This is a genomic window from Chromatocurvus halotolerans (assembly GCF_004340525.1).
Taxonomy (GTDB): domain Bacteria; phylum Pseudomonadota; class Gammaproteobacteria; order Pseudomonadales; family Halieaceae; genus Chromatocurvus; species Chromatocurvus halotolerans.
In genome coordinates, this window is sequence record NZ_SLWX01000004.1 from 156260 (window position 1) to 169827 (window position 13568).

Below are 13568 nucleotides of genomic sequence, written 5' to 3' on the forward strand. Positions count from 1 at the left end.
TTCACAGCAGTATCGCAGCACAGACGAGAAGCGGGCAAGTCGCGCCGCGCGCAGAGTGGTATCCTGTGCGCATCACGGCCATCGCTATGCTAACGCCATGTCAAACGCCCCAGCCCACGTCGACTCCTGGTACGCCGCGAGCGCCAATCGCCAGCTTGAGTTTCCCGCCCTCACCGAAAGCACCCGCGCCGATGTGTGTATTGTCGGCGGCGGCTACACGGGACTGTCCAGCGCGATCCATCTGCGCAAGCTCGGCTACAGCGTGATTGTTCTGGAAGCCAATCGCGTTGGCTGGGGCGCCTCCGGACGCAACGGCGGCCATGTCGGCACCGGCCAGCGCGCCGGCCAGCACGCGCTGGAAAAACTGGTGGGCATGCAGAGGGCGCGCGCCCTCTGGGACCTGGGGCTGGAAGGCGTGCGCACGGTTTGCGACCTGGTCGAGGAATTTGCGATTGACTGCGAGCTGAGGACGGGGAATCTTCACGTCGCCAGCTGCGCCGGCGATGCCAGAGAACTGGCCGAAGAAACGGAACACCTGCAGACGGCCTACGGCTACGAGGACATCCGCTATCTCGACGCAACAGCGCTGGCTGAGCGGACCTCTGCCAGGGGCTTTCACGGCGCAACGCTGGATGCCGGCGCGCGCCATCTGCATCCCCTGAATTATGCTCTCGGACTGGCGGCGGCGGCGCAGTCGCTCGGTGCGTCGCTGCATGAAAACAGCCGCGTGACCGGCTACCGGGAAGGCGAGAACGTTGTCGTCCAGACAGCAGCAGGCAGCGTCACGGCGGATTTTCTCCTGCTGGCCTGCAACGGCTATCTCGACCGCCTCGAGCCGCGCACTGCCGGTCGCATCATGCCGATCAACAACTACATGCTGGCAACGGAGCCGCTGCCAGAAGCCACCGCCCGCCGTCTTATCCGCGACAACACGTCGATGACGGACACCCGCTTTGTCGTCAACTACTGGAAGCTGTCCGCCGACAACCGACTGCTGTTCGGTGGCGGCGAGACCTATAGCCGCCGCTTCCCGGCCGATATCAGGAACTTCGTGCGTCCCCACATGCTGAAGATCTACCCGGAACTCAAGGACACGCGCATCGACTACGGCTGGGGCGGAACGCTCGCCATCACCATGAACCGGATGCCGGATTTCGGGCGTCTGTCGCCGCAGGTGTATTACGCCCACGGTTACTCCGGTCACGGCGTACCGATTGCAACGCTGGCAGGCAAACTGGTGTCTGAAGCCATATCCGGACACGCCTCACGCTTTGATGTCATGGCGGATGTGCCATCGCCGCGCTTTCCCGGCGGCACGCTCCTGCGCTGGCCAGGACTGGTAGCGGGCATGCTGTTTTTCAGTCTGCGCGACCGCCTGGCCCGCTGAGCATGACGCTGATTCCCCTGCAGACAAAGGCCGACGACAGCTGGCAGCAGCAGCTTCGCGATGCCATACGCAGTCCCGCGGAGCTCGCCGCTGCGCTGGGTCTTGAGCCTTCGCGGCTGGGATTTTCCGCACAGGCAGATGACGACTTCGCCATGAAGGTGCCGCGGGCCTTTGTCGGGCGCATGCAGCCCGGTGACGCCGACGACCCCCTGCTTCGCCAGGTGCTGGCGGGCAGCGCGGAAAACGCGCCTCACCCCGGTTACAGCGACGATCCCGTGGGCGAGACCGGTGCTGCCAACCCCGTGCCCGGGATCATCCACAAGTATCACGGACGACTGCTGATGACCGTGGCCAGTGGCTGCGCCGTGAACTGCCGCTACTGCTTTCGACGCCACTTTCCTTACGGCGAGAACCAGCTCAGTCGCAGGGAGTGGCAGGACGCCATTGCCTATATCCGCGCCGACACCAGCATTACCGAGGTGATACTCAGCGGCGGCGATCCACTGGTGGCGCGGGACGACACCCTCTCAGCGCTGATGGACGCCCTCGCCGCCGTGCCACACGTCACCACCCTGCGCATCCACACACGCCTGCCGGTCGTCATTCCCGACAGGGTCACACCCGGACTGCTCAGGGCCATCTGTCGCCCCGGGATAGCCACGGTCATGGTGCTGCACAGCAACCATCCCAACGAGGTCGACACCACTGTCGCTGCCGCCGCCGGGCGCCTGCGGGAGGCAGGTGTCACCCTGCTCAACCAGTCGGTTCTGCTGACAGGGGTCAATGACAGCGCGGATACACTGTCGCGCCTGTCCAGCGCGCTCTTTGGCGCCGGTGTGCTGCCCTATTACGTGCATCTTCTCGATCGGGTCCGCGGCGCGGCGCACTTTGCCGTTGACGAAACGCGAGCCCGGGAACTGGTGGGTGAACTCGCGGTGCGCTGCCCCGGCTATTTTGTCCCCAGACTGGTGCGGGAGAGCTCCGGTGAGGGCAGCAAGCGCGAGCTGACACCACGCTACCCTTACTGACCGGCTCGTGCGGGCAACTGTACTTGACCGGTCCCAGCGCATAAAGTTGCAGACCTCGATCTTCCTCGGACCACAAGCAAGCGAATCATGGCCAGACAGACCCTCTCCCCCGACGACGCAATGAAGCGTGCCCGGCAGCTCGCGGCGCAGAACCAGGTGGACGCGGCCAAACGCCTGTACCACCAGATACTGCAGCAGCAGCCGCAGAACAAGAAGGCGAGGAAAGCCCTGCGCGACCTCCAGGCCACCCGTGGCGAGGTCGCCGCGCTGACCCAGGCAGACTTCGAGCGGGTGGCATCGCTGATGCAGTCCAACCTGCCCCGGGCGCGCAGCGAAGCGGCGCGTCTGTGTCGGCTGCATCCCCACCAACCGGCGCTGCACAATCTGCACGGCGTCATCTGCAGCCGACTGGGCGACAAGAAGGAGGCGGCGACCTGTTTCGAGCAGGCGCTGCGCGAGGAGCCACGCTTCGCCGAGGCACTCAACAATCTGGCATCCACTCTGGGCGAGCTGGGGCGCTTCGACGATGCCGAGAAATGCTTCCAGGCATTGCTGAAAACCACCGGTGGCGACGCCGAGATTCACTACAACCACGGCAATGCCCTGCGCCAGTGCGGACGCAGCGGAGAGGCGGTGAATGCCTACAAAAAGGCGCTTAACCTGCGCCCGCTCTACCCCCAGGCCTACAACAACATGGGCAACGCGCTGCACGACCAGCAGGACGCCGCGCAGGCGTGCATCTGCTACGAGAATGCGCTGGAAATCGATCCTGACTTCGACGAGGCCAATCGCAACCTGGCACAGACCTACTTCCTCGCCGACCGCTTTGCGCAGGCAGAACAACTCTACCGCAGGCTTCTGAAGAAGAACGCGGCAGACACGACCGCCCAGCTTGGCGTCGCCAATTGCCTGGTCAACCGAGGCAAGACGGAAGACGCGATCGAGGCACTGCAACGAGTGCTGGCGCTCTCACCCGATGCGCCCTCGGCGAACCACCTGCTGGCGGCGCTGCGCGGCGACCGGCGCACCCGTGCACCGATGGAATACACCCGGGCCGTTTTCGACAGCTACGCCGAGCGCTTCGAGCAGCATCTGACATCGGATCTTGCCTACGATGGGCCGCGGGAGCTGCGGCAGCTTCTCGACGGCCTTCCCGAGGAGGGTCGTCACTATGCCAATGCCCTGGATATCGGCTGCGGCACCGGCCTAGCCGGCGTTGCCTTCAAGGATCGGGTTACCCGCCTTGTTGGGCTGGACCTGTCCGCGGGCATGCTGAACAAGGCCGCCACGAAAGGCATCTATGATCATCTGTTTGCCATTGATGCCGTGGACTTCCTCAGCGAGCAGGAGGAGACCTTCGACCTGGTGCTGTGTGCAGACGCTCTGCCCTATGTGGGCGATCTGCAGCCACTGTTCGACAGCGTTGCACAGCGCCTGAATGATGGCGGCAGATTCCTGCTGACCACCGAACTGGCGAGCGAAGGCACCTACAGGCTGCAGTCCAGCGCCCGCTTCTGCCACAGCAACGATTATGTCCGCCAGAGTGCAACGTCGGCGGGTATGCAGGTTTTGGCAGAGGATGTGATAGACCTGCGCAAGGAGCGCAACGCCTGGATTCGCGGCGGCATTTATTGTCTGCAGCGTGCGCCTGTCCCGGCCTGATGTCAGAACGTATAGGTTGCCTGCGTGTACCCGTAGGCGGTATTCCCCGTCATCGGGTTCCCCGGGACCGAGTTCAGGAACCCGCCCTTGTCGAGGTAGGTGACCCCCGCTTCAATCTGCAGTGAACCCGAGGGATCGGTCCAGTGCGCGGAGAGCTCCCACTGGTGACCAATGAAGCGTCCGGAGGCGCCGCGCGCATCGCCCAGCCCCGATCCAGGCAGCACATCGCGACGACTCTCCAGCCAGGCAGCGCGATAACCGAGTTGTATATCCACAGCACGCCACGGCCTCAGATCCAGCCGCGCACCGGGCGACAACAGGTTGCTGCGCGTGAGCAAACCATAGAATCCGGAGGGCCCGAGCTCGAAGGCCCGGGCACCGAACAGCTTGTCGAAACGCTGGTTGCGGCCGTCGCCTGGATCCTCGTCACCGCTGGCCGCGTCAAACCGCAGGCTCAGGCCCGGCTCCCAGGCGCCATCGAGGGGCAATCTGGCGCTGGCGTGCACAAACCATGCACGATGATCGAGGTCGAAGGGTTGCGGGGCCCGGCCATCGCGCGAACGCCCATACTGCACCGCCCCTTCCCACTCCAGGGTCCAGCTGGCAACGTCGCCCCGGGCACGAGCGCCGAGGGTAAACAGCTGGCGGCGATCCGATGGGTCACCGGCACTGGCCGCCGTGCGCAGACCAAACAGGTAAGCATCGATTCGCCCGCTGCTGCCGGCAGAAACATTGTCCAGGGTAACGCCCCAGAAATAACGGTCGCGACTCGGTGCGTCCACGCTCACTTCGTTGTCTTCCAACGCGCGACGATCGCTGGCCCGACTGACATTGGGGGAGGTATACAACCCGGAAACGGACCAGTCATCAGCGCGCTGCCACTGCGCGCGCACGCCGGTGAAAGCGTTGGACGTATTGCGGAAATTATTCCGTGCCAGAAGGCGCCGGGAGCCGTAGTCCAGCGTGAATCTGCCCGCGAGAATATCCAGTTCGCCACCCTGCCCCCGGGTTCCGTGGGTCAGTCCCACATAGGCCTGCAACGGCTCCAGCGCGTTGACGTCGTCCGTGCCGAGCGGCGTATCCGCCTTGAACCAGAAGGCGCGGGAGTCCTGCAGTTCCACCCCGGCGCGATACGGACCGGCATCCGCCTTTGCATGCAGCAGCAGGCGCGACACCAGCAGGTGATCCGAGCGCGTATCGACGGGGCGGAAGGGGTTTTCGAGAAGTTCCACGCGCGCCCGATAAGAGCCCGTCATGCCCGCTTGCATCCCGCCATTGACCGCCTGCGCATCGACGGGGCGGGCAATCAGCAGGGATATCAACCACAGCAGTGAAAGCGCAGCGCCAGAGTCATACTGGCGCCACACCCTCAGGCTGTCGCCGCCGCCCGGGCGTCCTCGGAGCCAATGAAGTGCCGACATCATCGTGCTGAGGATAACGCAAATCCAACGCTCCCTCCCGCCCTTCATGAACTGTTACGTTTTTGTCACAATAATGTCATGTGACAAATCGCTGTCATATTTCTCCACTACACTGGCGTCCTCTCAGACAGCGGATACCTGCGAGGGTCTGCAAACCACGATCCCACGGGGGAAATCACGATGCGAACCCTGTTGTTCGGCTTTTTCACCATCTTCTGCTCAGTCTCCATTGCCGACACGCCGATTGACGGTTTGCAGCTGTACCTGAACCCGGAAACCGGCGAAGTCAGCAGCAAAAATGCCGCCGGACATATTCCGCTGGGTACGTATATCTCCGCGCAGGCATTGATTGACCAGCAAAGCGCCATGACGGGGCAGCTCCGTCAGCTGCAGGCGCGGCTTGAGCGCCTTGAGGCCCGTGAAGACGGCACAGGCAATGCGACTGCCGTGGTATCTGAAGTCGTGAAGCCGGAACGAGGCAGTGTCGCGACGGTGCAGGAACAGACCCCGGCAGATGCCGTTGCGGTCAATGCCCGCTACGAAGGGCGTAAGCTTCGCTGGCGTTCGGTTGACGGTCGCTACAGCGTGGGCCTGCAGAACCGGGCACAGATGCGTTACTCGACACCCTTTGACGACAGCCCGAGGGACCTCGCCGACCTTGATGACACTGCCAGCTCCTATGCGCTGAACCGTATCCGCACCATACTCTCGGGCAAGGTCATTGATCCCCGCCTGGCGTTTCATATCGAGCATGACTGGAACGAAAGTGTCATTCGCGATTTTTTTCTGACCCTGGAACTCGGCGACAGTACGTCGCTGTGGGTCGGCCGCGGCAAGGCACTCTACAACATGGAGTTCTGGATTTCCTCGGGACGCCAGCAGTTTGTCGAGCGAACCATTGCCCACGACCTGTTTACCGCCAACCGACAGCAGGGAGCACAGCTTTTCGGTCGGCTCTTTGAGGGCTCGCCGGCCGACCTGTCCTACACGCTGGGCATCTTCAACGGGCGCGGCGGCACCGACAACAACAATGATGACGACTTTCTGTATACCTCGCGCCTGCAGTGGAATGCCCTGGGAGGACCGATTGCCCGGGCACATAGCGACCTCGCCTTCAGCCGCACACCGCGGGTCAATATCGCCATTGCCGCACTGACCAATCGCAGCGACTGCACCCGCTTCGTCTCCGGCGCCAACAGCTGCCGCTCCCTGCCCGGCTTCACGCCCAGTGACCAGGCGCAGGACGGACAGTTTGACGTGGAGCAGGCCATGGCGGAACTCCGCGTGCGCTGGAACGGCTTCTCACTGGAAGGCGAGCTCAACCGCAAGCGAGTGGTCGACCGCATCCTCGACCTCGAGGATCCGCGCCGGCGCACGACGCTGGAGGGCGGTTTCATTCAGGCTGGACTGCTGCCTCACGGCCTGTTTCCGGCTGTTCCGCCCCAGCTGGAGTTCGGCCTGCGCTACGCGAGCGTCAACCAGGGTGATTATCGCGGCAGTGACGACGCGGAGGAAATCAGCGGCGTTGCCAACTGGTATATCGACGGTCATGAAAACAAGCTGTCGCTGGAATTCAGCCGCATCGATCTTGAGGACCCCATGCTGCAGAGGGAAGGCTCTGAGAACCGCTTGCGCCTGCAGTGGGACGTGCGCTTCTAGCAGATCACGTGATTGACCGGTGGGTCCACCTGCCTACTGCAGGGTCAGCGGCGACTCCGGCTCCAGGCCCAGAGCACGCAGCTGGCGGGCTAGCAGGGGACTGCGCGTTTCGAGCCACTTCTCGTAGAGTGACAGAATGTCCTCGTTGCTCTGCACGGCGTCGCTGGTGCAGGCCTGCGCAACCAGTTCCAGCATGGTGGCGAAAGCCGCGGAAAGTTCCGCAAAGATGTGACGACCATGGCGCGCGTTTTCCGCGAGATAATCGTAGGCGCCTCCGCCCATGCCGATAAAGTAATCCTGGCGGATACCGCGCCGCTCGTAGCGCAGGGGAAACAGGGCACCGAGGAACAGGGCCATGTCCCCCAGCTGCTGCAAAAGCAGGCAGCGCTCGCGGTCGTCCCGGGCCTCACTCGCATCCCCGTAAAGCAGTGCCAGCGGCCGCAGCCCGTAGCGGCCTTCCTCCCAGGCAAAAAAATCTTCAGAGCGGCCGAAGCGATCGAGCAGCTGGCTCAGGTACCAGCAGGTATCCTCCTGCGGTGGGGGATCGACCTCCTTTGCGCAATCCTCAAGGCGCCGCTGGAAATACGCGGCAAGAGACGGTTCGGATATTGACAACCGGGCATCGCAGTCCTGCATGCCACCTCCTTCGTGCCTGACCTTCTCGCTTCAATATAAGGAAAAGCCGACTGCGGTCAAATCCCCCCCGAAAAATTTTTTCCTGAACCCCACTTGAAAACTTGCAGCCAACGTCCATATCGCCATGTCGGGAGGTGTCGCTCAAGATACCCCCGACGTTCTGAATGCAACTGTACTGACACTATCAGGAGGAATTGACCGTGAGCATTCGACCCCTTGCCGATCGGGTTGTAGTGCGTCAACTCGAGGCGGAAACCACCAGCAGCGGCGGCATCATCCTGCCCGGCGCTGCCGCGGAAAAGCCCAACCAGGGCGAGGTCATTGCCGTCGGCCCCGGCCGCACCCTCGACAGCGGGGAGCTGCAGCCCGTCGCCGTCTCTGTGGGTGACCGCGTACTGTTTGGGAAATACGCATCCACCGAGCACACCATCAATGGCGAAGAGGTCCTGATCGTCCGCGAATCCGACATCCTCGCCGTCATCGAACAACAGGACAGCCTGGAGAAAGCCGCATGAGCGCCAAGGACATTCACTATTCACACGACGCCCGTGAACGCCTGCTGGCCGGCGTGAATACGCTGGCCAACGCCGTGCGGGCAACGCTGGGACCGAAGGGCCGCAACGTGGTCCTCGACAAGAGCTTCGGCGCACCCAAGATCACCAAGGACGGCGTCACCGTCGCCAAGGAGATCACGCTGAAGGACAAGTTCGAGAACATGGGCGCCCAGATGCTCAAGGAAGTGGCATCAAAGACTGCCGACGTCGCCGGTGACGGTACCACGACGGCCACCGTGCTCGCCCAGGCAATGGTGCGCGAGGGCCACAAGGCGATCACCGCCGGCTACAACCCGATGGACCTCAAACGCGGTATCGACGCCGCCGTGCGCGCCGCCGTGGAGGAACTGAAGACACTGGCCAGGCCCTGCACGGACAACAAGGCGATCGGACAGGTAGCGACCGTTTCCGCCAACTGGAACACGGACATCGGCGACATCCTTGCCGAGGCCATGGAAAAGGTCGGCCAGGACGGCGTGATCACCGTGGAAGAGGGCAAATCCCTGCACAACGAGCTGGACGTGGTTGAGGGCATGCAGTTTGACCGCGGCTACCTGTCGCCCTACTTCGTCACGAACAAGGAAAAGATGCAGGTGGAGCTGGACAACCCCTATGTCCTCCTTTTCGACAAGAAGATCAGCAACATCCGCGATCTGATTCCGCTGCTGGAGGAAGTGTCAAAGGCGGGCCGGCCGCTGCTGATCGTCGCCGAGGATGTGGAGGGCGAGGCCCTGGCCACGCTGGTGGTCAATACCCTGCGCGGCATCCTCAAGGTCGCGGCGGTGAAAGCCCCGGGCTTTGGCGACCGGCGCAAGGCCATGCTGCAGGACATCGCGACGCTGACCGGGGGCACTGTGATCTCGGAGGAGGTTGGCCTGAACCTGGAAGGCGCCAGCCTCGAAGACCTGGGCAGCGCCAAGCGCATTGTCCTGACCAAGGACGATACCACCGTGGTCGAGGGCGCTGGCGCGAAGGCTGACATCGAGGCCCGGGTCGGCCAGATTCGCGCGGAAATCGAGAACACCTCCTCCGACTACGATCGCGAGAAGCTGCAGGAACGCCTGGCCAAACTGGCGGGCGGAGTTGCGGTCATCAAGGTCGGCGCCGCCACGGAAGTAGAAATGAAGGAGCGCAAGGACCTGGTGGACGATGCCCTGCACGCGACCCGTGCCGCTGTCGAGGAAGGCATTGTGCCCGGCGGTGGCGTGAGCCTGGTGCGCATCGCCGATGCGATCAGGGAGAAAGTGGAGACCGCCAACCACGACCAGGCCATCGGCGTGAACATCGCGCTGCGCGCCATGGAGGAGCCCTTCCGGCAGATCGTCAATAACGCCGCGGTGGAGCCCAGCGTGGTGCTTGGCAAGGTGCGCGAGCAGTCCGGCAGCTATGGCTACAACGCACAGACCGGTGACTACGGTGACATGGTCGGGATGGGCATCATCGACCCGGCCAAGGTGACCCGCTGTGCCCTGCAGAACGCGGGCAGTATCGCCGGACTCATCATCACCACCGAAGTGATGATTGCCGACCGGCCGGAGCCAAAGTCGGCGCCGATGCCCGCTCCGGGAATGGACGACTTCTGAGGCCCCGCGTCGAACACACTCCGGGCGGGACGCCGCCCGGAGCTTCTTCAGCCCTGACCCGGCCCTAGCAGCAATACCACGGCCGTTCCACCCAGATCGCTGCGCTGGATGAACAGCCGGCCCCCATAGCCGTCGACAATATCAGCGGCGACAGCCAGCCCCAGGCCCTGCCCGGGATGACGATTGTCTGCGCGCATACCACGCTCCGTCAGATGTTCGCGCAGCGCATCGGGGATTCCCGGGCCATCGTCCTCTATTGTGATGGCAAGCCCCTCGGTTGACACCCCTGCCGACAGGCGCACCCGCGATACGGCGTGCTTGCAGGCGTTGTCCAGCACGTTGCCCAGGACTTCCATCAGGTCGCGTTCGTCACCACGGAATCGACATTCCCGCGGAACCGCATTTTCCAGCGTCAGTTCCCGCGCTGCATAGACTTTCAGCAGGCTGCCCCGCAGGCGTTCGACCAGCTGGCACAGGTCCACCGCCGAGAGCAGGCGATGACCGTTGCCTACCGCTCGCTGCAGCTGCCACTCCACCACCTCCTCCATGCGCGACACCTGCTCCGCCACCAGGCCGGCCTGTCCGCGTTCGTCGATTTCGGCACTGCGCAGCACCGCCAGAGGTGTCTTCAGGCTGTGCGCGAGATCAGACAGTGTGTTGCGCATGCGCTCGCGGCGCGCCTGCTCGCTGTGCAGCAGTGTCTTCAGGTTATCGGTGACCGGACGGATCTCGCGGGGCCATTCTCCCGGCAGGTTGTCCCGTTCGCCGCGTTCGATGCGGGCGATGTCCCGACCGAGGTCCCGCAGCGGCCGCAGACCCCAGGCCATGACCAGGAGCTGCGTCGCCAGCAATAGAACCAGGGTACCGCCCAGCCACAGCAGCAGACTGCGGCGGTAGGCCGCGACATCGGCACGCAGCGGGGCCAGGCTTTCCATGACGACAAAGCGCAGCGGCACCTCGGCGCCCGCATCGGTTTCCCAGATCAGCGGGTAGACCAGGCGCTGGTGGTCCGCGTGGCGGGACAGGTGCTGCTGACCCGGCGCCAGCGCAGGCAGACTGGCCAGCATTTCCGCAGGTTCCTGCATGAGCGCCGACGGCGAAGACCAGAGTAGCGCGTTGTCAGCCGTCGTCACGTAGGCGACGAGCCCGGATCCGGGCTGCGTCAGGCGTGACTCCAGCACCTGCGTGGGCAGCCGCAGGGCGTCGTCGAATTCGGCCTGCGCGAGCAGCGTCATCAGGTGCAGCTGCAGCCGTTCCGCTTGTGCGGCCTCGGCGGCCAGACGATGAGCGCGCTCAAGGGACCAGCTCGTGGCGCCAAGACACAGAGGCAGGAGCAGCGCCGAGGCAAGCAGCAGGCGCGCCGCCAGCGATTGGGGTAGACGGCTCACGGAGCTGAGGGCTCAAGGGTGAAGCGATAACCGGCACCGCGCACGGTCTGTATCGGCTGCAGCGCACCGTCGGGGTCGAGCTTGCGTCGCAGGCGGCCGACAAACACCTCGATGACGTTGCTGTCGCGGTCATGATCCTGTTCATACAGGTGCTCGACAAGCTCGCTACGCGAGACGACCGCGTCGGCGCGATGCGCCAGATAGGCCAGGGTGTTGTACTCGAAGGCGGTAAGCTCCACCGTCCGGCCCTCCAGCGTGACCTGTCGCGCGCTGAAATCGATTGCCAGTGCGCCGTAGCTCACCGCCGCCGTGCGGCGGCCGACAGCCCGCCGCAGCAGCGCCTGCACCCGCGCCTCTACCTCCTCCAGATAAAAAGGTTTGGTCACGTAGTCGTCGGCCCCCGCTTCCAGCCCCTCAACCTTGTCCCGCCAGTCCGCGCGGGCAGTCAGTATCATGACCGGGAAATCGATGCCGGCGGCACGCCACCCCGAAATCAACCTGACGCCGGATCCATCGGGCAGTCCCAGATCGGCGATTGCCACATCGCAGGGGACCTCATGGGCCATGAAGTCAGCGTCGCGCACGGTCTCTGCCTCTTCCACGGCCCAGCCGTTGCCGCGAAAATGGTCGGCCAGCCGTGTACGCAGACGGTCATCGTCCTCTACCAGCAGCATGCGCATGGTCGACTACTCGCGGATGGTGACTGTGGTCACGCGCCCCTCATCGAGCAGGAGACGCACGCGGTAGCTGTCACCTGTGCGCTTCACGCCCAGCACGCGACCGCCATGGGCATCCTGCGCACGGCGCGCAGCCGAGCGCGCGTCGAGACGGGGCTCCCGGGGTTCAGCGCGCCAGTCCAGCGCACGGCTGCGGGCAGCGTCGTCGCGGACACCGTCTGGATCATCCTCGCCTTGCCGTCTGCGGTCGCTATGCCGCTGCTCATCCCGTCGACCCTCGCGATTCCCGGCGGCCTCGCCACGCGCCTCGAGGACATCGCGCAACCATGAAGGCACTACCGGTTGTGCCGCCAGAGGCGGCGCAAGCAGCAACAGCGCCACCAGCAGACTGGCCAACGGCGCGCGGCGAAGCTCTCGGTGAGACAGTGTAGGCCTCCTTCAGGCGCATGATCCGGTCAGGACAGCGGCTGTATCTCGACGCGAAGCGGAATCGTCCTTCCCGGCTCACGCTCGGTACGGGTTTCGTAGATGTTACCGCTATAGCGGTAGCGCACGCGATAGCCATCGATCTCCTCCCGCTCGCGCCGTTGATATTCCACACTGCAGACCTCCTCGGTCATGTAATAGGAATCGTGGTGGCGGCGCCTGCCGATATCACTTCCGACCGAGGCACCGACCACGGCGCCGGCACCGGCAATCACAGGCTGATAGCGACTGTTGCGACCGAGAACACCCGCCACGGTGCCGCCGACCACCGCACCGACAATACCCGGAGTCGCTGAGCGCGAGCCGCGCTCGACCACCCGTACGCGCTCTTCGCGGCAGATTTCGTGTGGGATACGCTCGCTGACGACACGCACAATCGGCTCTGCCGACACCACCTTCGCCTCCACGATACTGCTCTGGCGGTCGGCCAGTGCAACGGCGGGTAACAGTGCGAGCAATCCTGCCAGTGTCCGCTTCATGTCTCTCTCCTTCGGGACCATTCCGAAAGCAGAATAACGCCGCGAAGCTGAATGCAGGCTGAACGCCGGCGGGATATTGCGCCATGGTCATTCAGGCTGTGTTCAGGTTGAGCACGCTAGTGTGGAGCTGTGCATTCACACAAGAGGAGTTGCGCCATGACACTGAAAAACCTGTTCGCCATTGCCCTGGGAAGCCTCATGCTAATCACCGCCGGCCATTCACTGGCCGATCGCGACGACCGCCGTGGCTATCGTGGCGACCACCGGGCAGAGTACCGCGGAGACAAGGGCTGGCAGCACCCGCGCAAGCGCTACTCGACGCACGGCTATCGCCATCAGAAGTGGCGCAATGAGCATCGCCGTCACTGGCGGCATCACCGCGGCAGAGGCGTGCGCATCAACCACGGCTACCGCTACCGCCCCGATTACACGGGCATCATCGGCGGCGCGCTGATCGGGTCAGCAATCACTCACTCACTGCATGACACCTTTGATGGAGGGCGCGCCCGCGGAAGAGCAGGCACTGTGAGCGGATGCTATCGCCTTGAGCGCCTCGGCGGCGGCCGCGAGCGCCGCGTGGACTTACCCCTGTCCTGGTGCCATTGACC

The 13568-nt window shown here is 64.1% G+C and carries 13 protein-coding genes; 7 read left to right on the forward strand and 6 right to left on the reverse strand.

Going from position 1 to position 13568, the window contains the following annotated elements:
* Positions 1 to 97 precede the first annotated feature (97 nt).
* The 3 genes from EV688_RS06410 to EV688_RS06420 all read left to right on the forward strand — a co-directional run bounded on the left by EV688_RS06410 (position 98) and on the right by EV688_RS06420 (position 4077).
* Positions 98 to 1387 (forward strand): NAD(P)/FAD-dependent oxidoreductase, encoded by a 1290-nt coding sequence (locus tag EV688_RS06410; RefSeq protein ID WP_117314994.1) that lies wholly within the window; start codon positions 98 to 100, stop codon positions 1385 to 1387.
* 8 nt (positions 1388 to 1395) lie between these two features.
* The gene (gene epmB, locus EV688_RS06415; RefSeq protein ID WP_420867047.1) at positions 1396 to 2415 is read left to right on the forward strand and encodes an EF-P beta-lysylation protein EpmB; all 1020 of its coding nucleotides are present in this window, start codon (positions 1396 to 1398) and stop codon (positions 2413 to 2415) included.
* Positions 2416 to 2502: 87 nt separating this feature from the next.
* Entirely contained in the window at positions 2503 to 4077 is a 1575-nt protein-coding gene (locus tag EV688_RS06420; protein ID WP_117314998.1) for a tetratricopeptide repeat protein, read from the forward strand.
* A gap of 2 nt (positions 4078 to 4079) precedes the next feature.
* Here the strand turns inward: EV688_RS06420 and EV688_RS06425 are convergent, their stop codons facing one another.
* Positions 4080 to 5444, reverse strand: coding sequence for an alginate export family protein (locus tag EV688_RS06425; RefSeq protein WP_162883793.1), 1365 nt, complete (start codon positions 5442 to 5444; stop codon positions 4080 to 4082).
* Between the two features lie 234 nt (positions 5445 to 5678).
* Between EV688_RS06425 and EV688_RS06430 the strand changes: the two genes are divergently transcribed.
* Positions 5679 to 7157 carry a porin family protein gene (locus EV688_RS06430; protein WP_117315002.1) on the forward strand — a complete coding sequence of 493 codons (1479 nt, stop codon included), beginning with the start codon at positions 5679 to 5681 and terminating at the stop codon, positions 7155 to 7157.
* A 33-nt stretch (positions 7158 to 7190) separates the two neighbouring features.
* Here the strand turns inward: EV688_RS06430 and EV688_RS06435 are convergent, their stop codons facing one another.
* On the reverse strand, positions 7191 to 7793 hold the full coding sequence (locus EV688_RS06435; RefSeq protein ID WP_117315004.1) for a hypothetical protein: 603 nt from the start codon (positions 7791 to 7793) through the stop codon (positions 7191 to 7193).
* 200 nt (positions 7794 to 7993) lie between these two features.
* Here EV688_RS06435 and EV688_RS06440 point away from each other — a divergent pair, with 200 nt between their 5' ends.
* Positions 7994 to 8308 carry a co-chaperone GroES gene (locus EV688_RS06440; protein ID WP_117315005.1) on the forward strand — a complete coding sequence of 105 codons (315 nt, stop codon included), beginning with the start codon at positions 7994 to 7996 and terminating at the stop codon, positions 8306 to 8308.
* Positions 8305 to 9930 (forward strand): chaperonin GroEL, encoded by a 1626-nt coding sequence (gene groL / locus EV688_RS06445; RefSeq protein ID WP_117315007.1) that lies wholly within the window; start codon positions 8305 to 8307, stop codon positions 9928 to 9930. The genes EV688_RS06440 and groL overlap by 4 nt, the downstream gene beginning before the upstream one ends.
* Positions 9931 to 9977: 47 nt before the next feature.
* Here the strand turns inward: groL and EV688_RS06450 are convergent, their stop codons facing one another.
* From EV688_RS06450 to EV688_RS06465, 4 genes are read right to left on the reverse strand one after another with little or no spacing between them, the layout of a single operon-like run.
* Positions 9978 to 11318 carry an ATP-binding protein gene (locus tag EV688_RS06450; protein WP_117315009.1) on the reverse strand — a complete coding sequence of 447 codons (1341 nt, stop codon included), beginning with the start codon at positions 11316 to 11318 and terminating at the stop codon, positions 9978 to 9980.
* The gene (locus EV688_RS06455; RefSeq protein WP_117315011.1) at positions 11315 to 11998 is read right to left on the reverse strand and encodes a response regulator transcription factor; all 684 of its coding nucleotides are present in this window, start codon (positions 11996 to 11998) and stop codon (positions 11315 to 11317) included. Before EV688_RS06455 ends, EV688_RS06450 begins: the two co-directional genes overlap by 4 nt.
* A 6-nt stretch (positions 11999 to 12004) precedes the next feature.
* Entirely contained in the window at positions 12005 to 12391 is a 387-nt protein-coding gene (locus EV688_RS06460; RefSeq protein WP_117315013.1) for a hypothetical protein, read from the reverse strand.
* Between the two features lie 59 nt (positions 12392 to 12450).
* Positions 12451 to 12960: a glycine zipper 2TM domain-containing protein gene (locus EV688_RS06465; RefSeq protein WP_117315015.1), complete on the reverse strand. Its 510-nt coding sequence runs from the start codon at positions 12958 to 12960 to the stop codon at positions 12451 to 12453.
* A 156-nt stretch (positions 12961 to 13116) separates the two neighbouring features.
* Here EV688_RS06465 and EV688_RS06470 point away from each other — a divergent pair, with 156 nt between their 5' ends.
* Positions 13117 to 13566, forward strand: a complete 450-nt coding sequence (locus tag EV688_RS06470; RefSeq protein WP_117315017.1) for a hypothetical protein — start codon at positions 13117 to 13119, stop codon at positions 13564 to 13566.
* Positions 13567 to 13568 lie beyond the last annotated feature (2 nt).